Source organism: Streptomyces sp. NPDC014907 (genome assembly GCF_055562975.1).
Genome location: NZ_JBVHEG010000001.1, coordinates 359,900 through 381,523 on the forward strand (window position 1 = coordinate 359,900; position 21,624 = coordinate 381,523).

14 protein-coding genes, 1 tRNA gene and 1 pseudogene are annotated in these 21,624 nt (G+C 72.5%); 7 read left to right on the forward strand and 9 right to left on the reverse strand.

The window, feature by feature from the left end; all coding sequences use genetic code 11:
• Nucleotides 1–47 precede the first annotated feature (47 nt).
• From rpmE to ACZ3IL_RS01605, 8 genes are all read right to left on the reverse strand, one after another.
• A complete protein-coding gene (rpmE, locus tag ACZ3IL_RS01570) occupies nt 48–269 on the reverse strand; it encodes a 50S ribosomal protein L31 (RefSeq protein WP_367822033.1) in 222 nt (73 codons plus the stop codon).
• Nucleotides 270–832: 563 nt separating this feature from the next.
• On the reverse strand, nt 833–2,926 hold the full coding sequence (gene rho, locus ACZ3IL_RS01575; protein ID WP_467385551.1) for a transcription termination factor Rho: 2,094 nt from the start codon (nt 2,924–2,926) through the stop codon (nt 833–835).
• Between the two features lie 483 nt (nt 2,927–3,409).
• The gene (gene thrB / locus ACZ3IL_RS01580) at nt 3,410–4,330 is read right to left on the reverse strand and encodes a homoserine kinase (RefSeq protein WP_467385552.1); all 921 of its coding nucleotides are present in this window, start codon (nt 4,328–4,330) and stop codon (nt 3,410–3,412) included.
• A gap of 329 nt (nt 4,331–4,659) precedes the next feature.
• The gene (gene thrC, locus ACZ3IL_RS01585; protein ID WP_467385553.1) at nt 4,660–5,730 is read right to left on the reverse strand and encodes a threonine synthase; all 1,071 of its coding nucleotides are present in this window, start codon (nt 5,728–5,730) and stop codon (nt 4,660–4,662) included.
• A 6-nt stretch (nt 5,731–5,736) separates the two neighbouring features.
• Complete coding sequence (locus ACZ3IL_RS01590; protein WP_467385554.1) at nt 5,737–7,038, reverse strand: homoserine dehydrogenase; 1,302 nt, start codon at nt 7,036–7,038, stop codon at nt 5,737–5,739.
• A gap of 144 nt (nt 7,039–7,182) precedes the next feature.
• Nucleotides 7,183–8,574: a diaminopimelate decarboxylase gene (gene lysA / locus ACZ3IL_RS01595; protein WP_467385555.1), complete on the reverse strand. Its 1,392-nt coding sequence runs from the start codon at nt 8,572–8,574 to the stop codon at nt 7,183–7,185.
• A gap of 16 nt (nt 8,575–8,590) precedes the next feature.
• A complete protein-coding gene (gene nrtL, locus ACZ3IL_RS01600; RefSeq protein ID WP_467385556.1) occupies nt 8,591–9,652 on the reverse strand; it encodes an ArgS-related anticodon-binding protein NrtL in 1,062 nt (353 codons plus the stop codon).
• Between the two features lie 364 nt (nt 9,653–10,016).
• Nucleotides 10,017–10,592 carry a response regulator gene (locus tag ACZ3IL_RS01605; RefSeq protein ID WP_467385557.1) on the reverse strand — a complete coding sequence of 192 codons (576 nt, stop codon included), beginning with the start codon at nt 10,590–10,592 and terminating at the stop codon, nt 10,017–10,019.
• Nucleotides 10,593–10,752: 160 nt separating this feature from the next.
• On the opposite strand from ACZ3IL_RS01605, the gene ACZ3IL_RS01610 reads away from it, so the two are divergent.
• Both ACZ3IL_RS01610 and ACZ3IL_RS01615 read left to right on the forward strand, forming a co-directional pair.
• Nucleotides 10,753–10,824: transfer RNA gene (locus ACZ3IL_RS01610), tRNA-Arg, on the forward strand.
• A gap of 234 nt (nt 10,825–11,058) precedes the next feature.
• On the forward strand, nt 11,059–11,520 hold the full coding sequence (locus tag ACZ3IL_RS01615) for a hypothetical protein (RefSeq protein ID WP_467385558.1): 462 nt from the start codon (nt 11,059–11,061) through the stop codon (nt 11,518–11,520).
• Nucleotides 11,521–11,576: 56 nt separating this feature from the next.
• Here the strand turns inward: ACZ3IL_RS01615 and ACZ3IL_RS01620 are convergent.
• A pseudogene (locus tag ACZ3IL_RS01620) lies at nt 11,577–11,788 on the reverse strand (tyrosine-type recombinase/integrase); the annotation flags it as partial.
• On the opposite strand from ACZ3IL_RS01620, the gene ACZ3IL_RS01625 reads away from it, so the two are divergent.
• The 5 genes from ACZ3IL_RS01625 to ACZ3IL_RS01645 all read left to right on the forward strand — a co-directional run bounded on the left by ACZ3IL_RS01625 (nt 11,741) and on the right by ACZ3IL_RS01645 (nt 21,264).
• Nucleotides 11,741–11,929 carry a hypothetical protein gene (locus ACZ3IL_RS01625; RefSeq protein ID WP_467386834.1) on the forward strand — a complete coding sequence of 63 codons (189 nt, stop codon included), beginning with the start codon at nt 11,741–11,743 and terminating at the stop codon, nt 11,927–11,929. The pseudogene ACZ3IL_RS01620 and the gene ACZ3IL_RS01625 overlap by 48 nt on opposite strands.
• 933 nt (nt 11,930–12,862) lie before the next feature.
• Nucleotides 12,863–19,594 (forward strand): DNRLRE domain-containing protein, encoded by a 6,732-nt coding sequence (locus ACZ3IL_RS01630; RefSeq protein ID WP_467385559.1) that lies wholly within the window; start codon nt 12,863–12,865, stop codon nt 19,592–19,594.
• Nucleotides 19,595–19,692: 98 nt separating this feature from the next.
• On the forward strand, nt 19,693–19,992 hold the full coding sequence (locus tag ACZ3IL_RS01635) for a hypothetical protein (RefSeq protein WP_467385560.1): 300 nt from the start codon (nt 19,693–19,695) through the stop codon (nt 19,990–19,992).
• 4 nt (nt 19,993–19,996) lie between these two features.
• A complete protein-coding gene (locus ACZ3IL_RS01640) occupies nt 19,997–20,566 on the forward strand; it encodes a hypothetical protein (RefSeq protein WP_467385561.1) in 570 nt (189 codons plus the stop codon).
• A gap of 131 nt (nt 20,567–20,697) precedes the next feature.
• Nucleotides 20,698–21,264, forward strand: coding sequence for a hypothetical protein (locus ACZ3IL_RS01645; RefSeq protein WP_467385562.1), 567 nt, complete (start codon nt 20,698–20,700; stop codon nt 21,262–21,264).
• Nucleotides 21,265–21,624: the final 360 nt, after the last annotated feature.

Consider the following 21,624-nt stretch of genomic DNA (forward strand, 5'->3'; position numbering starts at 1 on the left):
GTCCCGGCCGCCCGCGCGGGGCAGCCGAGGACCGGCGCAGTGGCTCGCTACTTGGCGGAGCCGGCAGCCTTGCCGAAGCGGGCCTCGAAGCGGGCGACGCGGCCGCCGGTGTCGAGGATCTTCTGCTTGCCCGTGTAGAACGGGTGGCACTCGGAGCAGACCTCGGCACGGATGGTGCCGTCGGTGAGGGTGCTGCGGGTGGTGAACGACGCGCCACAGGTGCAGCTGACCTGGGTCTCGACGTACTCGGGGTGGATCTCGCGCTTCAAGGTGTCTCCTATGTTCCGGGAGGGCACCGGGTCGCTACCGCGGGTTGCGGCATGCGTGAACCGGGGCCGACGTACCAGTCTGCCAGGACTGGCCGCATCTCCCAAAACCGGGGGCGGCCCGGAGGTATTCCCGGCCCATCCCACGGCGGCCTCGATCGCCTTCCGGGCCGTCCTGCGGCGTCCCCGACCGTCCTCCGGTCCGTCCCGCGGCACCCCCCGACCGTCCTTCGACCCGTCCCACGGCATCCCGACCGCCCTCCGGGCCGTCCCGCGGCACCCCCCGGGGCCGTCCTCCGGGCCGGGCCTCCACGGCCCCGGACACGGCGGCGGGCGCGGCCCCGGGCACGGGCGGCGGGCGGGAGGCCGACCGCCCCGGACACCGCCGTCGGGCCCCGGCCCGTGACACCGCCGCCGGACACCGCGCGGACGCGGCCGGGCACCGGCCGGAAACGCCGCCGCGCCCACCGTGCGGACACGGTGGGCGCGGCGGGCGGCGCGGACCACGGCGGAGTCACGGGCCGGGGCCCGGCCTCCGCCGTGCGACGCGGGTCTCGTGGACCGCGTCAGTCGTTGTTGTTGTTCGCTCCGGGGGTGGTCTTCTGGATCTGGAGGAGGAACTCGCCGTTCGACTTCGTCTGCTTCATCTTGTCGAGGAGCAGTTCGATCGCCTGCTGCTGGTCGAGCGCGTGCAGCACGCGGCGCAGCTTCCAGGTGACGGCCAGCTCGTCGCTGCCGAGCAGGATCTCCTCCTTGCGCGTGCCCGAGGCGTCGACGTCGACGGCCGGGAAGATGCGCTTGTCGGCGAGCTTCCGGTCGAGCTTGAGCTCCATGTTGCCGGTGCCCTTGAACTCCTCGAAGATCACCTCGTCCATGCGGGACCCGGTGTCCACCAGCGCGGTGGCGAGGATGGTCAGCGAGCCGCCGTCCTCGATGTTGCGCGCGGCGCCGAAGAAGCGCTTCGGCGGGTAGAGCGCGGTCGAGTCGACACCACCGGACAGGATGCGGCCGGAGGCCGGGGCGGCGAGGTTGTACGCGCGGCCCAGGCGGGTGATCGAGTCGAGCAGGACGACCACGTCGTGACCCAGCTCCACGAGGCGCTTGGCGCGCTCGATGGCCAGCTCGGCGACGGTGGTGTGGTCCTCGGCCGGACGGTCGAAGGTCGAGGAGATGACCTCGCCCTTGACCGACCGCTGCATGTCGGTGACCTCTTCCGGACGCTCGTCGACCAGGACGACCATCAGGTGGCACTCGGGGTTGTTGACCGTGATCGCGTTGGCGATGGCCTGCATGATCATGGTCTTGCCGGTCTTCGGCGGGGCCACGATCAGACCGCGCTGGCCCTTGCCGATCGGTGCGACGAGGTCGATGATCCGGGTGGTCAGCACGCCCGGGTCGGTCTCCAGGCGGAGACGGTCCTGCGGGTAGAGCGGGGTCAGCTTGTTGAACTCGGGACGGCCGCGGCCGGAGTCGGCGGCCATGCCGTTCGCGGAGTCCAGGCGGACCAGCGCGTTGAACTTCTCGCGGCGCTCGCCCTCCTTCGGCTGGCGCACGGCACCGGTGACGTGGTCGCCCTTGCGCAGGCCGTTCTTGCGGACCTGGGCGAGGGAGACGTACACGTCGTTCGGGCCGGGCAGGTAGCCGGAGGTCCGGATGAACGCGTAGTTGTCGAGGATGTCGAGGATGCCCGCGACGGGGATCAGGACGTCGTCGTCGGCGACCTGCGGCTCGCCGGCCTGGAAGTCGTCACGGCCCCGGCGGCCCCGGCGGTCGCGGTAGCGGCCGCGACGGCCGCGACGGCCACCGGCCTCGTCGTCGTAGTCGTCCTGCGGACCGGCCTGCTGGCCGCCGCCCTGCTGGCCCTGACCGCCGCCCTGGCCCTGGCGCTCCTTGCGCTGGCCGCCCTGCTGGCCCTGGCCGCCGCCCTGCTGGTCGTCGCCCTTGCGGTCGCGCTGGCGGTCCCGGCGGTCGCGGCGCTCGCCGCGCTCCCCCCGCTCGCCGCGGTCACGGCGGCCACGGCCCTCGGCGCCGTCCGCGGCGGCCTCGGCCCTGGTGTCGGTCTGCGCGTCGGCCCTCGGCTCGCGGGCCTCGGTACGGGTCTCGGCGCGGACCTCGGTCCTGACCGCCCGGTCGGCCTCGGTCCCGCCCTCCGGCGAACCGGCGGGGGCCGTGGCGCGACGGCGGCGGCGCTCGCCGGCCGGCTGCTCGTCGGCGGCGCTCCCCTGCTCCGACGGAGTCTTGGGGGAGGGCTGGCCCGGGATCTCGATCTGCTGCTGGCCGGCGATCTTCTCGGCCTTCTCCGCCTGGGGGGCGGGGGCCTCGGCGGCGGGCGCGGCGGTCTCGCCCGTACGGGCCTTGGAGGTGGCGCGGCGCTTCGGCTTGGTGTCGGCGGCGTCGTCGGTCTTGGCGGGCGCGGCGGAGCCTCCTCCGGCCTGCGCCTCCTTGATGACCTCGATCAGCTGGCTCTTGCGCATCCGCGCGGTGCCCCTGATGCCGAGGCCGGACGCGACCTGCTGCAGCTCGGCCAGGACCATGCCGTCGAGGCCGGTGCCGGAGCGGCGGCGCCGTGCGGTGCCGCCGGTGGCAGCACCTGCGGCGGGCGCGGCGTTGTCGACACTGCTGTCGGCAGTCACGCCCATCAGATCGGTGGTGTCGCTCACGAAGGGTCCTTCCCTGGAGCGGACGTCGGCCATCTGGCTCGGCGACCGGTTGTGCTGTCCGGCAGGGTCCTGATGTGTGGACCGAGTCCGGGGCGGTGGTCCCGCCGGGTGCGGCGGAAGAGAGAAAACGTGCTGTGGGTCCGGCCCGAGGCCCCCTGCTCGGCCCTCACCGAGAGAAGAGCGAGGGGTGTCGTGCCGGTTCCGGAGCGTGCTCGAAACTGCTCAGGCGGGCTGCTCAGGCAGTTGGGGAGGCTCCCGGAAGAATGGGTGGTCCCTGAGGGGACACTCCGCACCGCTCCACAAGGAGGACGGGTGCAGACTTGAGGTTAACACTACCGGCTCCAACAAACATTCCCCCTCTCCCTCACCGGCAATCTCCTGTCGACGGCGGTTTCCCGTACCCGGCCGGTCCGCCGTCCGGGGCACCGCCCCGTGCTCCGGACGCCCCGTCCGTCCGGGGCACCGCCCCGCGTTCCGGCCCCGTCACGGGGACGCCAGCGGCAGGACGCTCGCCCCGGACGCGTCGAGGCCGAGCCGGTTCGCGGCCCAGCCGTCACCCGCGAGGAGGGCGACCTTGTCGGCCGTTCCGGGCTCGGCGAGGGCCAGCACCGTGGGGCCCGCGCCGGAGATGACGGCGGGAACGCCGTCCGCCCGCAGCCTGTTGACGAGCGCGACGCTCTCGGGCATCGCGGGAGCCCGGTACTCCTGGTGCAGCCGGTCCTCGGTGGCCGCGAGCAGCAGTTCGGGGCGGCGGGTCAGGGCCTCGACGAGGAGGGCGGCGCGGCCCGCGTTGGCGGCGGCGTCCACGTGCGGGACGGTGCGCGGGAGGAGTCCGCGCGCGGTCTCGGTCAGGACCGGCTTCCCGGGGACGAAAACCACCGGAACGACGGAATCCGAAGGGTCCATCCTGATCGCGCGGGCGGCGCCGGAATCGGTCCAGGCGAGGGTGAAACCGCCCAGCAGACAGGCGGCGACGTTGTCGGGGTGGCCCTCGATCTCGGTGGCCAGCTCAAGCAGGGCGGCCTCGTCCAGCCGGGCGTCGCCGCCTATGGTCACGGCGCGGGCGGCGACGATGCCGGCGCAGATGGCGGCGGAGGAGGAGCCGAGGCCCCGGCCGTGCGGGATGCGGTTGGCGCAGACGACCTCCAGGCCGCGCGGCTGCCCGCCGAGCAGGTCGAAGGCGGTGCGCAGGGAGCGCACGAGCAGGTGGCTCTCGTCGCGCGGGAGCGTCTCGGCCCCCTCGCCCGCGATGTCGACGTGCAGCCCGGAGTCGGCGACCCGGACGACCACGTCGTCGTAGAGGCCCAGCGACAGCCCGAAGGCGTCGAAGCCGGGGCCGAGGTTGGCACTGGTGGCGGGAACGCGCACCCGTACGGCGGCGGCGCGGAACGCTGGACCGGCCATCGCTCGTTGACTCTCCTTGATTGCGGCAACGGGTATGTCGGACAACGGGTATTTCAAGAGAAGTACACCGGGACCCGGGGGCCGTTTCGGCCACGGGGGCGACAACGGCAACGACACCGCGCATATGCGTCGGGGCGGGTCGGTACAGCCTATCGAAGGAAGGTTCCGCGGCGACATAGGGCGCACAGGAGGCGCACGATGCGTGTCGCGCGCCAACCTGTGCGCCTATGTACGTTCCTGATCGGGTTTCGAGCGGTACCGCTCCTCCGTGCGGAGAGCGGGGCTCCTCCGCGCGCGGGGCCCGGACGAGGGCCCCGCGGGGGTCGGGATCAGGCCAGGCCGAGCCGCTCGGCGGCGACCACGGCGTCGACCGGGACGGTGACCGGCTGCGGCGCGCCGGCGACGGCCCAGTCGGGGTCCTTGAGGCCGTTGCCGGTGACGGTGCAGACGATCCGCTGGCCGGGGTCGACCTTGCCCTGCTCGGCGGCCTTCAGCAGGCCGGCGACCGAGGCGGCCGAGGCGGGCTCGACGAAGACGCCCTCCTGCGCGGCCAACAGGCGGTAGGCGCGCAGGATCTCACGGTCCGTCACCTCGTCGATGAAGCCGCCCGACTCGTCGCGCGCGGCGGTCGCGTACTCCCACGAGGCGGGGTTGCCGATGCGGATCGCGGTGGCGATCGTCGACGGGTCCTTGACGACCTCGCCGCGCACGAGCGGGGCGGAACCCGAGGCCTGGAAGCCCCACATGCGCGGCCGGCGGGTGGCCGTGCCGTCGGCGGCGTACTCCCCGTACCCCTTCCAGTACGCGGTGATGTTGCCCGCGTTGCCGACCGGCAGGACGTGGATGTCGGGCGCGTCGCCCAGCATGTCCACGATCTCGAACGCGGCGGTCTTCTGGCCCTCGATGCGGACCGGGTTGACCGAATTGACCAGCGCCACCGGGTAGTTGTCGGAGAGGGCGCGGGCCAGGGTGAGGCAGTCGTCGAAGTTGCCGTCGACCTGGAGGATCTTCGCGCCGTGCACGAGGGCCTGGCCCATCTTGCCGAGCGCGATCTTGCCCTGGGGCACGAGGACGGCGCAGACCATGCCGGCGCGCACCGCGTAGGCGGCGGCGGAGGCGGAGGTGTTGCCGGTGGAGGCGCAGATGACGGCCCGCGCGCCCTCCTCCTTGGCCCGGGTGATGGCCATGGTCATGCCCCGGTCCTTGAAGGAGCCGGTGGGGTTGGCGCCCTCGACCTTGAGGTGCACCTCGCAGCCCGTGCGCTCGGAGAGGACCTGAGCGGGAACGAGCGGCGTACCGCCCTCACGGAGCGTGACGACCGGCGTCGTGTCCGTGACCGGAAGGCGGTCCCGGTACTCCTCGATGATGCCGCGCCACTGGTGGGTGCCCTTGCTGGTCATGGGTCCTTACTCCCCTTCAACACGCATGATGCTGGCGACACCGCGCACGGTGTCGAGCTTGCGCAGTGCCTCGACGGTCCCGGAGAGGGCGGCGTCGGGCGCGCGGTGGGTGACGACGACGAGGGACGCCTCGCCGCCTCCGTCCTGACGGCCGTGCTGGCGCACGGTGTCGATGGATACGCCGTGCTCGGCGAAGACCGTCGCGACCTGGGCGAGGACGCCCGGCTTGTCGGCCACGTCGAGGCTGATGTGGTAGCGCGTGACGACCTCGCCCATGGGGCTGACGGGCAGCTGGGTGTACGCGGACTCGCCGGGGCCGTTGGCCCCGTTGAGCTTGTTACGGCACACGGCGACGAGGTCGCCGAGCACGGCCGAGGCGGTGGGCGAACCGCCGGCGCCGGGACCGTAGAACATGAGCCGTCCGGCGGCCTCCGCCTCCACGAAGACGGCGTTGTACGCCTCGCGGACGGAGGCCAGCGGGTGGCTGAGCGGGATCATCGCGGGGTGCACGCGCGCGGTGACGGAGCCCCCGTCGGCGGCCCGCTCGCAGATGGCGAGCAGTTTGATGGTGCAGCCCATGCGCGTGGCGGAGGCGAAGTCGGCGGCGGTGACCTCGGTCATGCCCTCGCGGTAGACGTCGTCCAGGCGCACCCGCGTGTGGAAGGCGATCCCGGCGAGGATGGCGGCCTTGGCCGCGGCGTCGAAGCCCTCGACGTCGGCGGTCGGGTCGGCCTCGGCGTACCCGAGGGCGGTGGCCTCGTCGAGCGCCTCGGAGTAGCCGGCGCCGGAGGTGTCCATCTTGTCGAGGATGAAGTTGGTCGTGCCGTTGACGATGCCCATCACGCGGTTGATCTTGTCGCCGGCGAGGGACTCGCGCAGCGGCCTGAGCAGCGGGATGGCGCCGGCGACGGCGGCCTCGTAGTACAGGTCCTGCCCGTACTTCTGGGCGGCGGCGTAGAGGGTCGCGCCGTCCTGGGCGAGCAGCGCCTTGTTCGCGGAGACGACGGAGGCGCCGTGCTCGAAGGCGGTGGTGATCAGGGTGCGGGCCGGTTCGACCCCGCCGATGACCTCCACGACGACGTCGATGTCCTCGCGCGCGGCCAGGGCGGCGGCGTCGGTGGTGACGAGTTCCGGGGCGATGCCCTCGCGGACCTTGTCCGGGCGGCGGACCGCCACGCCGGCGAGCTCGACCGGGGCGCCGACGCGCGCGGCGAGGTCGTCGGCGTGCGTCGTCATGATGCGCGCCACCTCTGAGCCGACCACTCCACAGCCCAGCAGCGCCACTTTCAGCGGACGCGTACGCATCATCCGACCTCGTTTCTCGTACTGCTTCGTAGTTCTGCGTTCGTATCTCTACGGTCTCTACGGCGAGGACCAGTCTCACTCACCGGACGGGGGATTCCGCCCCTCGTCCGGATCGTGAGACATGAATTCCATCACCCGACTATTTCATCACCCGACGTCCAGGCGCAGGAGATCTTCCTCCGTCTCGCGGCGGACGATGACGCGCGCCTCGCCGTCGCGGACGGCGACGACGGGCGGGCGGAGCGCGTGGTTGTAGTTGCTCGCCATGGAGCGGCAGTACGCGCCGGTGGCCGGCACGGCGAGGAGGTCGCCGGGCGCCAGGTCGGCGGGGAGGAAGGCGTCCCGCACGACGATGTCGCCGCTCTCGCAGTGCTTGCCGACGACGCGGGAGAGCATCGGCTCGGCGTCGCTGGTCCGCGAGACGAGGGCGACGCTGTACTCGGCGTCGTAGAGGGCGGTGCGGATGTTGTCCGACATGCCGCCGTCGACGCTCACGTACGTCCGCAGCCCGTCGAGCGGCTTGATCGTGCCGACCCGGTAGAGGGTGAAGGCGGTGGGGCCGACGATGGCCCGCCCGGGCTCGACGGAGATCCGGGGGGTGCGGAGCCCGGCGGCCTCGCACTCCCGCGTGACGATCTCGCTCAGCGCCTTGGCGATCTCGTGCGGCTCGCGCGGGTCGTCCCCGGAGGTGTAGGCGATGCCGAGGCCGCCGCCGAGGTCGATCTCGGGCAGCTCGACGCCGTGCTCGTCGCGCACCTCGGCGAGGAGCTGGACGACGCGGCGGGCGGACACCTCGAAACCGGCCATGTCGAAGATCTGGGAGCCGATGTGCGAGTGGATGCCGACGAGTTCGAGCCCGTCGAGCTGCAGGGCCCGCCGCACGGCCTCGGCCGCCTGTCCCCCGGCGAGCGCGATGCCGAACTTCTGGTCCTCGTGGGCGGTGGCGATGAACTCGTGCGTGTGGGCCTCCACGCCGACCGTGACCCGGATCTGCACGCGCTGGCGCTTGCCGAGGGCCCGGGCGACGTGGGCGACGCGGACGATCTCCTGGAAGGAGTCGAGGACGATGCGGCCGACACCGGCGCTCACCGCCTTCTCGATCTCCTGCTCGCTCTTGTTGTTGCCGTGGAAGGCGATGCGGTCGGCGGGCATGCCGGCCGAGAGGGCGGTGGTGAGCTCGCCGCCGGAGCAGACGTCGAGGTTCAGCCCCTCCTCCGCGAGCCACCGCACGACGGCCCGGGAGAGGAACGCCTTCCCGGCGTAGAAGACGTCCGCGTCCTTGCCGAAGGCGTCGGCCCAGGCACGGCAGCGGGCGCGGAAGTCGGCCTCGTCGAGGAAGTAGGCGGGCGTGCCGAACTCCTCGGCGAGCGCGTCGACCCCGATCCCGCCGACGGTGGCGATCCCGCGCTCGTCCCGCGCGACGGTCCTGGACCACACCTTCGGGTCGAGGGCGTTGAGGTCGGCGGGCGGGGCGGAGTAGTGGCCCTCGGGGAGGACGTCGGCGTGGCGGGGCCCTGCGGGGTGGGCGGAACGGCTCATGTCTGTGTCTGCTCTTTCAGATCCGGTCGGGTGCGCTGATGCCGAGCACGGAGAGGCCACCGGCGAGCACCGTCCCGGCGGCTTCGGCGAGCGCGAGCCGGGAACGGTGGGCGGCCGAGGGTTTCTCGTCGCCGAGCGGCAGAACGGTGTGCTGGAACGCGAGCAGCGCGTCGGCGACGGCTTCCAGGTGCCGGGCGACCCGGTCGGGGGCGCGGTGGCGGGCGGCGGCGAGGAGGACGACGGGGTGGTCGCGGAGGAGGCCGAGGAGTACGGCCGCGCCGGCGGGGGCCCCGTACGGCTCGTGCGCGTCGTGTGCGCCGCGCGCGTCGTGCGTGCCGTGTGCGCCGTACGAGGGGGAGAACCCGAGCTGCTGTGCGTTGACGAGCAGCCTACGGGTCCGGGAGTACGCGTACCGCACCCGGAAGAGGGGGTTGCGCTCGTGCTGGACGAGGAGGGGGGCGGGGTCGAGGGGCCGGTCGTGGGGGGCGGGGCGCAGGAAGGCCCACCGGAGGACGTCGGTGCCGGTGCCGCCGTCGTTGCTGTCGCTGTCGCCGTTTTCGTTGTCGCCGTCGGGGGTGGCGGGGTGCACGTACGGCCGTTCGCCGTCCTCGTTGTCCTCGCCGACTCCGGCGTCGGCCCCCTGGGTGCGCAGCAGCCGGACGAGGGTTCCGGTCACGAGCGCGGCGCGCGGCTCGGTCGTACGGGCGAAGCGGACGGTGGTCCCGGCGAGGGCGTCGCTGTGCCCGTAGGAGGGGCCGGCCTCGTGAATCCCCCGTACGAGGTCGGCGTCGGCGTCTCCCCGGAGGGTGAAGTTCAGGAATCCGGGCCCGGTGATCTCGACGCGCCGGAGTTCCGGGACGTCTCGGAGCCGTTCCTCGATGATCCCGGCGACGTCGAGGGCGCTGCGCCCGGCGGGCCGGGCGAGGACGAGGGCGATGCTGCTGGCGTACTCCCCCGCGCCACCGGGCCGGGCCCGCTCGACCTTCACCCGGGGAGGGACCTCGACCCGCAGGGCACCGTCGTCGACCGCGCGGCGCACGGCGCGCAGCACGGTGAGGGAGAGGTCCGCGGGGGTCACGGGTCAAGCCTAGGGGAGGAGGGGGGTACCGACGCGAACCGGTTTCGCCATGCGGGCAGGGGGCGGCGGAGGGACCGGGTCCGGCGGGGGTGGCGGGGAGGAGGCGGAGACGTTCGGTCGGTCGGGTGGGCGGGTGACCGGACGGCCGGGCAGACGGGTGACCGGACGGCCGGGTGATCAGCAGGGCGGATGGGTGACCGGACGGCCGGGCGGCGGGACGTCGACCGGTGGGCCGACGGGGATGCCGGCCGATGGACCGGCGGAGACGCCGACCGGGTCGGACCGGCCGGGAAGAGGATCGACCGCACGGACCGGCGGACGATCGGGCCGGCCTCAGCCGGAAGGGGCTCAGCCGGAACGGGACTCAGTCGGAACCGGGCTCGGCCGGTCCGTCGAGGAGACCGTCACGGGGGCCGAGAGGGCCGTCGTTGGGTCCGTGAGAAGCCTCCCAGGACCCGTGGAGGCCGTCCCGGGACCCGTCCGCCAGGGCGGACCGCAGCCCGCCGACCGCCGCGGCCGGCTCCTCCCCGCCGTCCTGCCCGGCCGCGACGGAACGCTCCCGGCGCTCGCGGAGCAACAACTGGCGGACGAGACGGATGAGTTCGGTCGGCTCGAAGGGCTTGGGGAGGAAGGCGTCGACGCCGGAGGCGACCGCTTCGGCGGCCTCTCGCTCACCACAGGCACTGATGATGGCGACCGGAAGGTGCCGGGTCCGCGCGTCGGCGCGCAACCGCTCGGCCGTCCTGATCCCGTCGAGGCGGGGCATGACGACATCGAGGGTGACGACATCGGGACGGACCCGGTGCACGACATCCAGACACTCGGCACCATCGGCCGCGGTCACGACCTCGAACCCCTCGAGTTCGAGATTGACCCTGATCAGCTGCCGGATCACCTTGTTGTCGTCGACAACGAGCACCCGGCCGGACGCGCCTGACACACGAACGAGAGTAGGCCGCCCCCGACGGCCGCGTCCGGGTTTTACCCACTTCCGCCCCGTGCGGGGGACCTCTCCCCCGATGACACCCCGGAAATACCTGTTCACGGGCACACCCCGGGAGCTGGTAGGGTTCTACCCGTCGCCGCCGAACGCGGCGGACGCCCCCGTAGCTCAGGGGATAGAGCAACGGCCTCCGGAGCCGTGTGCGCAGGTTCGAATCCTGCCGGGGGCACTTCGCAGGAAGTGCCAAAAGACCCCGTGATCAGCGGAAACGCTGGACGCGGGGTCTTGTTGCATGTGCAGGCGCGTGCCGCCCTGAGCCGCCGTATGTCGGGGTCCGTGGACTATTCGTGGACAGATTCTTGGGGCATCGGCGCAGGTCAACCCCAGGAGCGACGAGGGCTCGTGGAGACGAGCGCCAGCGCCGGCAGATAGCTTCTCCCGCGAACCTCGGGTGGGGAGTGCCATGAGCTGGGACGTTCTGCTGCTGCCGCTACCTGCGGGCCTCGCATCGATCGAGGATCTCCCCGCCGATCACGAGCCCCCTCCCATCGGCAGCCGGTCCAGCGTTCACAAGGCACTCAGGTCAGCCGCTGGCGACGTCGATCTCACCGATCCCACCTGGGGCGAGTTGCTCGGCCCTACCTGGGTGATCGAAATCGGCATCGGCGAAGGCGACCCCGTCGAGTCGGTCATGCTCCATGTCCGGGGCGGGGAGAACGACGTGCTCCCCGTGATCTTCCACATCTCCCGAACCCTCGGCTGTCGCCCCTTCGACTGCTCGACCGGCGAACTGCTCAAGGACGACACCTCCGCCAGCTGGGCAGACTTCCAGGCCTTTCGAGACAGGGCGATCGCGTCTGACCCACTGGACAGACCCCAGCCAGGTACCGACCTCGGCAACACGGTCTTCAGGCAACCGCATTGAACGACGAAGGCCCCTGGACAGGTCCAGGGGCCACAAAGCCTAGCGATCAGGGACTCTCACTCGTACTCGCGCAGCAGGTCCTCGATGCGCCTGTTGGTCACCTCCTGACGGCCGTCGAGACACTTCGCGTACCGGGTCAGCAGAACTTCCACGCCGTCGCCGGCGCACTCGGCGACCTCGGCAGCGTCCACCCCACGTTGAGCCACGTGGAGAGCGCGGAGTGCCGGAGGTCGTACGGCCGCCGGGCGAACGGCGAGGCGGCGACGGCCTGCACGGCCACAAACACGCCATCGACGCCATGCTCGCCGCCACCGCCCTCGCCGCGCCCGGACCGGTCGCCGTCCTGACCTCGGACCCGGAGGACCTCACTCTCCTCTGCGGCGGACACACCACGATCATCACGATCTGACTCCGATCGCGGCACGACACCCCGGGAGAGGGGTACGCCGGACTCTTTCCCCACGAGGAGCAGGTGTTCTCGGGCTACGGTCACCTACCGGATGCGCAAGCGGGGTCGTCGGCCCGAAGTCCTTCTCGACTCGGTGGGGCCCAGTCGTCGGGTGGGTAACCGGTCCCGAGTTCGCGGTGGGGCCGGAGGCGGGTGCCGTCCGGGATGCGCTCGTGGACGTACAGACGGGTGCGGCGTCCATCGGGCATGCCGTACGCGTCGACCTCGGGCCTGATCGGCGTGAAGGCGGCGGGCCCGCGCCGAAGCGGGGGTGGTTCCGTACGCGGCCCCGGCCCGCTTCGCCGTGGCCGGCACCCCGAGGCCCATCCAATCGCTCATCCCCCCTCCACCCACTCATCCGTCCGCTCCTCCGCTCGCCCATCCCCTCCTGCATGACGCCCGGGGTCCCAGGCGGCGTCCGTCGCCCGTGCCGTCTCGCGGCCGGTGCCGCGAATGGCGCGTCCGCCGCCTTCGCCGTCGCCGTGGTCGCCGCAGGCCGCCGTCCCGACCCGGCCGGCCGTCGCCCCCGCCGCGACCCGTGCGACGAGAGCCGCCCACCGCTCGCAGGAGGGCGGCGCGGAGAGAGCGCCCGCCGTCCCTGTGCGGTTCACCTATCGGTCGCCCCCTGCCCGGGACTTCCACCCGCGCGGCACCGCCGCCGTCCCCACCCCGATGCCATGGGCGTGGGCTCCCTCCGCCGCGCGAGCGGGAGTTCCCTCCCGCCTTCGGGTCCGGTGCGTGAATGCGCGGCGAAGAGTGCCGTACATCACTCGACGAAACGGAACCGCGCCGTCACCTTGCGTAAGCTTTGCGAAAACTTTGTCGATTTATCCCTCTGTATGTTCTCGGAGGCACCGCCAGACGGTGCGTCAGGAACTACGAGACCGAGGAATCATGACGATTCACATACCCGCTCCGGAGGAGCGGGGGCGGCCTTGGACGGGGAGAAGCCTGCGGCACATCGCCGGGGGTCTCGCCCTCGCCCTGGCCATCACCGTGCTCGACGGCACCGGTTCCGCCGCGGCCCGGCCGCAGGCGGCGCCCGCTGCCGGGCCGAAGCAGGAGACGGTGACGCAGGCGGCCGACATCGCGTCGGCGCGCGTGGCCGCGAAGCTGTCCGGAAAGAGGGTCGAGGCGCTCTCCGAGCGGACCGAGACCTCGACCACCTGGGTCAACAAGGACGGGTCCCTCACCACCGAACTGACCGCCGGGCCGGTGCGTTTCCAGGACTCCGCCACGGGCGCCTGGCGCGACGTGGACGTCGCCCTGGCCGCCCAGCCCGACGGTTCGGTCGCCGCCAAGGCGCATCCGGCGGGGCTGAGGCTGTCGGGCAGGAAGGGCGCCGCGGCGTCTTCCCTGCGCGCGGCCCAGGCCGCGCCCGCCACCGATCTCGTCACCCTCGGCCAGGGCGACGAGCAGATCACCCTCCAGTGGCGGGGCGGGCTGCCCGCGCCGAAGCTGGACGGCACCCGTGCCACCTACGTGAACGCGGTGCCCGGCGCGGACGTGGTGGTCGAGGCCACCCGTACCGGCTTCGAGCAGTTCGTCGAGCTGCGGCAGCGGCCCGCCGCCGGCGGCTTCTCCTACACGCTGCCGCTGCGGACCAAGGGCCTGAAGGCCGAGCAGCAGGCCGACGGCAGCGTGCTGTTCACCGACAAGAAGTCGAAGAGGACCGCGGTCATGCCGGCCCCGGTGATGTGGGACGCCACCGTCGACGAGGTGTCCGGCGAGCACACCCGCCGCTCCCGGGTCGCGATGAAGGTCGTCGAGACGAAGGGCGGTGTCGATCTGGTCATCACCCCGGACGCCGCCTTCCTCGCCGACCCGGCCACCCGGTACCCAGTCACTGTCGACCCGTCCACGTCGGCCCTGGGCAACCTGTTCGACACCTACGTCCAGCAGGGCGAGACCGTCGACTGGTCCAACGACGTCGAGCTCGACCTGGGCAACCCCGGCACCAAGAACGCCGACGGCACCTACCGCATCGCCCAGTCGTACATCACCTGGAACACCGCGCCGGTCTCCGACGCCCTGGTCTCCAGCGCCACCCTGAGCCTGTGGAACTTCCACTCCGGCAACACCGACTGCACCGCCCAGCCGTGGGAGGTGTGGACGGCCAACAACGCCACCACCGCCTCGCGCTGGACCAACCGGCCGGCCATGACGGCCAAGATGGCCACCTCCACCCAGACCCGGGGCAACGCGGGCTGTTCCACGCAGCCCGACGGGTGGATCAACGCCGACGTCACCGACCTGGTCCAGCACTGGGCGAACAACAAGTGGTCCCACTCCGGCATGGGCCTGAAGGCCACCGACGAGAACGACACCAAGGAGTGGAAGCGGGTCAACTCCGCCAACGCCGCCTCCAACGTCCCCAAGCTGACCGTCACCTACAACTACCGGCCGCGCACGGGCACCAAGCAGGAGGCGGGCCCGCCGTACTTCTCCTACAGCGGCTCCTACGTCGTCAACACGCTCACGCCGACGCTGCGGGACACCTTCGTCGACGCCAACGGCGACAAGGTCAACGGCACCTTCCAGATCTTCGACTCCGCCACCAACGCGCAGGTCGGCGACGTCATCGTCTCCCCGTGGGTGAACTCCGGCCAGGTCGCCTCCGTGACCGTCCCGGCCGGCGTGCTGGCCAACGGCAAGACGTACAAGTTCCGCACCTCCCCCTACGACGGGGCCCACTACAACCTGGGCTGGTCGGAGTGGAAGACCTTCACGGTCGACACCACCGCCCCCTCCGCCCCGGCCGGCGTCACCTCGGCGGACTACCCGTCGAACGCGTGGGTCAAGGGCGCGGGCCAGGCCGGCGCCTTCACCGTCACGCCGAACGGCACCGACCACAACTGGCTGGAGTGGTCCCTCGACGGCGTGACGTGGACCAAGGTCGCCACCAGCGGGTCCACCGCCGCGAAGGCCCTCTCCGTCGCCCCGCCCAAGGACGGCACCCACACCCTCCAGGTGCGGCAGGTCGACAAGGCCGACAACAAGTCGGAGCCGGTCGCGTACACCTTCCACGCCGGACCCGGCGGGTTCGTCCAGCCCAGCGAGGGCGAGCGCACCGCCCGCCGTCTGCCGCTGGTCGCCGAGGCCGACGGCGGCAGGTACGACAAGGTGTCCTTCTCCTGGCGCCGCTCCGAGGCCGACCCCTGGGTGACGATCCCGGCCGGCCAGGTCACCTCCGGCGGCACCCCGCTGACCGCGTGGCCCGTCCCGGTGACCGGCGGCAGGAACGCCCCGCTGGTGTGGAACGCCACCGACACCGTCGACCCCGACGGCACCGTCCAGATCAAGGCCGACTTCACCGGCCCGAACTCCGCGGCCGGCAGCACCCAGCCCCTGTCCGTCGTCGTCGACCGCAGCGCCTCCGGTGCCGCGACGGACGAGATCGGGCCGGGTTCGCTGAACCTGCTCACCGGTGATTACAGCCTGTCCGCCACCGACACCACGCACTTCGACCTGTCGGTGTCCCGCACCGCGTCCTCCCGCAAGCCGGACGCCGGGGCGCGGCAGACCGGGCAGGCGGCCATCTTCGGCAAGGAGTGGGTGTCGGGCACGGCCGCCGAGGCCACCGACTCCGACTACTCGCACCTGCGGAGGATCTCGGACACGGCCGTGGCCGTGGTCGACGTGGAGGGCGAGGAGACGTCCTTCACCGCGAACGCGGCCAGGAACGGCTGGATACCGGAGCCCGGCTCGGAGGAGCTGACGCTCACCGGCAGCGTGACCGGCGCCTTCACCCTCTCCGACACCGAGGGCACGGTCACCGAGTTCACCAGGCCGGACCCGGCCGCGACGACCTGGCAGGTCTCCAGCGCGCTGCTGAACGGCATGGCGCAGACCACCACGACCGTCGTCTCCGAGACCGTGAACGTCGACGGGAAGACGCTGGCCCGCCCCAAGCGGGTCATCGCGCCGACCTCGGCCGCGTCCGCCGCGACCTGCACGGCCACGCCGGCCACCAAGGGCTGCCGCGCGCTGGAGTTCGTGTACGCGACGGCCACCACCGCGAGCGCCTCGGCGCTCGGCGACTTCGCCGGACAGGTGAAGGAGATCCGCCTGTGGTCGACCGAGCCCGGTGCCGCCTCCGCGACCTCCAAGGCCGTGCAGACCTACCGGTACGACGCCGCGGGCCGGCTCATCGAGACCTGGAACCCGCTGATCAGCCCCGCGCTGAAGACGCAGTACGCGTACGACGCCGAGGGTCGCGTCACCCAGGTCACCCCGGCCGGCCAGCTGCCGTGGACGTTCACCTACGGCAGGGCGGGCTCCGGCAGCGCGGCCGGTGACGGCATGCTGCTCAAGGCGTCGCGGCCCGCGCTGCGGCAGGGCACCCTCGACGTGGTCGAGGGGACGGCCGCCACCAGCGTCGTCTACGACGTGCCGCTGACCGGCACCACCGCCCCGTACGGGATGGGCGCCGCCGACGTGAAGGCGTGGGGCCAGACGGACGCGCCGACCGACGCGACCGCCGTGTTCCCCGCCGACGCCGTCCCGGCGTCGAACGCCGGCGGTGCCCTGACGGCCGCCTCCTACCGGCGCGCCGACGTCACCTACATGGGCGCCTCGGGCCGCGCGGTGAACGCCGCCACGCCCGGCGGGCACATCACGACGACCGAGTACGACCGCTTCGGCAACACCGTCCGCGAGCTGACGGCGGCCAACCGGGCCGTGGCGCTCGGCACGACCGCCGCGGACCGTGCCGCGCAGGCGGAGCTGGGCATCGCCTCCCTGGCGCCGTCCGAGCGCGCCGACCTGCTCGCCACCAAGTCCGTGTACAACGCCGACGGCACCCGCGAGCTGGAGGAGTTCGGCCCGCTGCGGCGCGTCGACCTGACCGCGGACCTGAAGTCGGGCACGACCACCCTGGTCGCGGCCGGGACCTCGGTCGTGGCCCGCTCCTGGACCGTCAACGAGTACGACGCGGGCCGCCCCACCGACGGGACCGCCACGGTCAAGGACCAGGTCACCCGGGTCACCACCGGCGCCCAGGTCCGCGAGCACCCCGGCGTCCACGGCGAGAAGCGCGTCGCCGAGACCCAGTACGACTGGGCCAGGGGCCTTCCGACGAAGTCCGTCCAGGACCCGGCCGGGCTGGCCGTCACGACCACGACCGAGTACGACGCCCAGGGCCGCGTCACCAAGACGTACAACACGGGCAGCACGGGGGCCGACGCGGGCACCGTGGTGACCACCTACTGGTCGGCGACGGGCACCGGTGCCTGCGGCGGCCGTCCTGAGTGGGCCGACCTGGTGTGCTCCACCGGCCCCGGGGGCGCCATCACCGGCGGCGGCTCCCACCCGGCGCAGCTGCCGACCACCACCACCCAGTACGACTGGTGGGGCAACGCCACGGTCGGCACCGACACCGCGAACGGCGTCACGCGGACCTCGACCACCACGTACGACGCGGCGGGCCGCCCCGTCACGGTGAAGGTCACCGGCGGCAGCGGTCAGGCCGTCCCGGAGACCACCACCGAGTACGACCCGGCCACCGGGCAGGAGATCCGCACGACGTCGCCCACCGGCGGCACCATCACGCGGGTCTACGACAAGCTCGGCCGGCTCGCCTCGTACACGGACGCCGACGGCGGCAGGACCACGACCGAATACGACCTGCTGGACCGTCCGGTCAAGGTCGGCGACACCGTCCCGTCCACGGTCTCCTTCACCTACGACCACGCCGTCGAGCCGCGCGGTCTGGCCACGAAGGCGACGGACTCGATCGCCGGAGTCTTCCAGGCGACGTACGACGCGGACGGCTCGGTCGCCACGGAGAAGCTGCCCGGCGGGTACACCCTCACCCAGACCGAGGACACCACCGGCGCCCCGGTCAGGCGCACCTACACCCGTGACGCCGACGGCACCGTGGTCATGTCCGACACGGTCACCGAGTCCGCGCAGGGACAGACGACCAGCCACGCCGGCTGGTCGGACCAGACCTACCGCTACGACGCCGTCGGCCGCCTCGTGCAGGTCGACGACACGGTGGAGACGGTCTGCACCCGGCGCACCTACGGGTTCGACAAGCACGCCAACCGCACGTCCCTGACCACGGCCGCCTCGACGCCCGGCCTGGACTGCCCCACCACCGGAGGGACCGCCAAGACCTCGACGTTCGACAGCGCCGACCGCATCACCGACGCGGGCTACGCCTACGACGCGTTCGGCCGCACCACCGCCCTGCCGGGCGGCGTGACCGTCGGCTACTACGCCAACGACCTCGCCCACCAGCAGACCGTCGGCGCCAAGCGGCAGACGTGGACCCTGGACGCCGCGCTGCGCTTCCGCGGCTGGACCGTGGAGAGCAACAGCGGCGGGACCTGGTCGCCGACCGAGAACAAGCTCAACCACTACGACGGCGACGGCGACAACCCGCGCTGGATCGTCGAGAACACCGCCACCGGTGCCCTGACCCGCAACGTGGACGCCCTCTCCGGGAACCTCGGTGCGATCACCAGCGCCACCGGCGACACGGTGCTCCAGTTCACCGACATCCACGGTGACGTGGCGCTCCAGCTCCCGCTCGCCTCGGGCGAGGCGCCGATCGTCCTGGACACCGACGAGTACGGCAACCCGCGCGACAAGCAGCAGGCCGTGCGCTACGGCTGGCTGGGCGGAAAGCAGCGCTCCAGCGAGACGGTGGCCGGCTACACCCTGATGGGCGTGCGCCAGTACAACCCCGCCACCGGCCGCTTCCTGTCCACCGACCCCGAGCAGGGCGGCAACGCCAACGCCTACGAGTACTGCTCGGCCGACCCGGTCAACTGCTTCGACCTGGACGGCAAGTGGGGCTGGAAGAAGTTCTTCAAGAAGGCCAAGCGCTGGGCCTGGCGCAACAAGTGGGACATCGCGATCACCGCGGCCGGTTTCATCCCCGGTCTCGGTGCCGCCGCCTGGGGCTACCGCGCCTACCGCGGTTACCGGGCCCTGCGGGCCGCGCGGACCATCGCCCGGAGCTGCCGCCGGAACTCCTTCCTGCCCGAGACGCCGGTCGTCATGGCCGACGGCAGCACCAAGCCGATCAGCCTGGTGAAGGTCGGGGACCTGGTCCGGGCGGTGGACGAGGTGACCGGCGAGGCGAAGGTCTCCCCCGTCACCGACGTGATCGTCGGCAGCGGCACCAAGGACCTCGTCACCCTGTCCGTGGACGCGGACGGCGACGGCCGGTCGAAGGAGATCACCGCGACCGCCCACCACCCCTTCTTCGTCCAGGGACGCGGATGGGTCGACGCGGTCGGGCTGACCCCGGGCTCGCGCCTGTCGAACCCCGGCGGGAACGCGCCCGAGGTCACGGCCTCCCACCGCGCGCAGGCGGTCCGCACCGTCTTCAACCTGACCGTCGCCGGCTCCCACACCTACTTCGTGGTGGCCGACGGGCAGCCCGTCCTCGTCCACAACTGCTCGCGCAACAGCAGCAAGTGGTTCAGCAACCGCCGGAAGGCGTACCAGCAGCGCAGGAAGGACTACAAGAGGCTGACGCGGCGGGGTTACTCCTGTGAACTCCGGGGTCCGTGCAGCAGCGGCGGTCACGCCCACCTGTCGTGGAGCAAGAACGGCCGGAGGGGAACGATCCACTACCGTTGGCACGGTCGGGGTCTCGGCCGCATGGGCTGATCCGGCCCCACCGAACCGACCGGAAGTGACCGTCTCCTGACGGGGAGACGAGACGGCGGGGCCGCACCGCGGCCCCGCCGTCACCGAGGAGAGTGCGCATGGGCGGAATGAGCGCCAGGACCACGATCGGGGACACGGTGATCGCGTACGCGGTCCTGGCCGACGCGAGCAACGCCTGCGACGCCGTCGACGAAGTGGTGGTGGCCGCCGACAGCTGGAAATCGGCCACCGACCTCCTGCGCGCGTGCGGATACCGGAAGGTTCCCCGGCGCCCCGCCCGCGACACCGTCGACCACGGTGCGGCGGAAGTGGCGTTCGCGACGCCCGGGACGGTTTTCCGCAAGCGTTTCGGAAGTGACGCGCCGTGGGTTCCGAACTCCCACGGCGGAAAGGAGTGACCCCATGGACGTTCCCCTTGCCCTGGAACGGTTGATCACCGCTCTGCGGCAGCACGCCCGGTTGATGTCCGGGCCGGGCCCGGCGGGGGAAGCGGGCGTCGACGCCTTCGAGGAGGTGCGGTCCGCGGCGGTCTCCTACGGCAGGGCCGTGCGGGAGACGACCGGCTGGGACAGCCCGTTCGACGAACTGGAAGAGGTCGAGGAGTTCGGCGGCGGGACGGACGAGTCCGGTGGGTCCGGCGAGTCCGGTGAGCCCGGTGAGTTTGGTGAGTCCGGTGAGCCGATCCGTTCGGAAGACCGCTCCGGCACGGGTTTCGCGGTCTCCGGCTCCTGGGCGTTCGAGGTGACCGACCGGGCCGCCTGGACGGAGTTCGTGACGCGACAGCCCGGCGCCGCCGGGCTGCTGGAGGGCCGGACGGACGTCGCCCCGGCCGAGGCCGCCGCCGCCCTGCTGTCGAGCGGCGTCCTCACCCGGGCCTTCGCCCCGCACGGGGCCGTGCCGACACACCAGGAGTGGGGCGTCGGCGACACGCTGGACGGCCTCGACGAGTATCCGGACGCCGAAGACGAATGAGCCGGGAAGCGGCGGCCGGAGGCCACCGCTTCGTTCCGGACCGTCGCCACCGGGCCGGCCGGAAACCGGAAGCGACCGGAAGCGACCGGAGAACGAGAACAAGAGGAACGACGGGAAGCGGAACCGAGCCCATGAGCATCCCCGCCGCGTTGAACGAACTCGTGGCCGCCCTGGCCGAACACGCCGAGGTGATGTCCGGCCGGGACGTCGCGCCCGCAACGGCTGTCCGCGTCATCGAGCGGGTGCGTGCCGCGGCGGCGCGCTACTCCGACGAGACCTTCGCGGCCTCGGGTTGGGGAAGCCCCTTCTCCGATCTCTTCGAGGACGAGGACGGGGACGGCGGGTACGAGGACGGGGACGAGGGCCCGGAGGCCGAGGACGCGGAGGGGAACGCGTCCGGTGACGGCCCGGTGCCCGGGGCGGCCGAGCGCGTCAGCGTCACGGGCCGCTGGGACTTCGTCGTGACGGACCGGGAGGCATGGTTCGTGCACGTCACCCGGACGCTGGACGATCTCGGTGCCGGCGACTGCGTCGTGGAGCTGAACAGTGCCGCGCAGGCGATGCACGGGCTCCTCGCCCACGAGGAGCCCTTCCACGATTTCACGCGGCACGGCCTGGCCGACGGCGGCCGGGAATGGGTGATCGAGCAGGTCCCCGAGGCGCTGTCCGAGACGGCGGACGGGGAGCACCGCGGCTGAAACCGCGTCGGAGGACGCGGTGCCGACGGTGCCGGAGGACGCCGGTGCCGACGGGAGGTGAGGGAGGAACGGCGGGACAGGGATTCTCCACCGTCCCGTCCCGTCCCGTCCCGCCGGGCCGTTCCCCTCATGGACGACATCGCGCCACGTCTGGAGCGGTCCCGGGAGCTTCCGGTGCCGCCTCGCCCCGCCGGAGCGGTCCGCGGCCGACCGCGCGGGGCGGGGGCGGCCGGGCCGTACGCACGGCGGCGGACCCGGCCCGGTGGCGCGGCCGCGGGTCCCCGTCCCTCCCGGGCGGCGTGCCCCGACCGTCTTCTCCCTGTGCGGTCGCGGCAGGCCGGGGGCGGGGCCGCCCGCCGG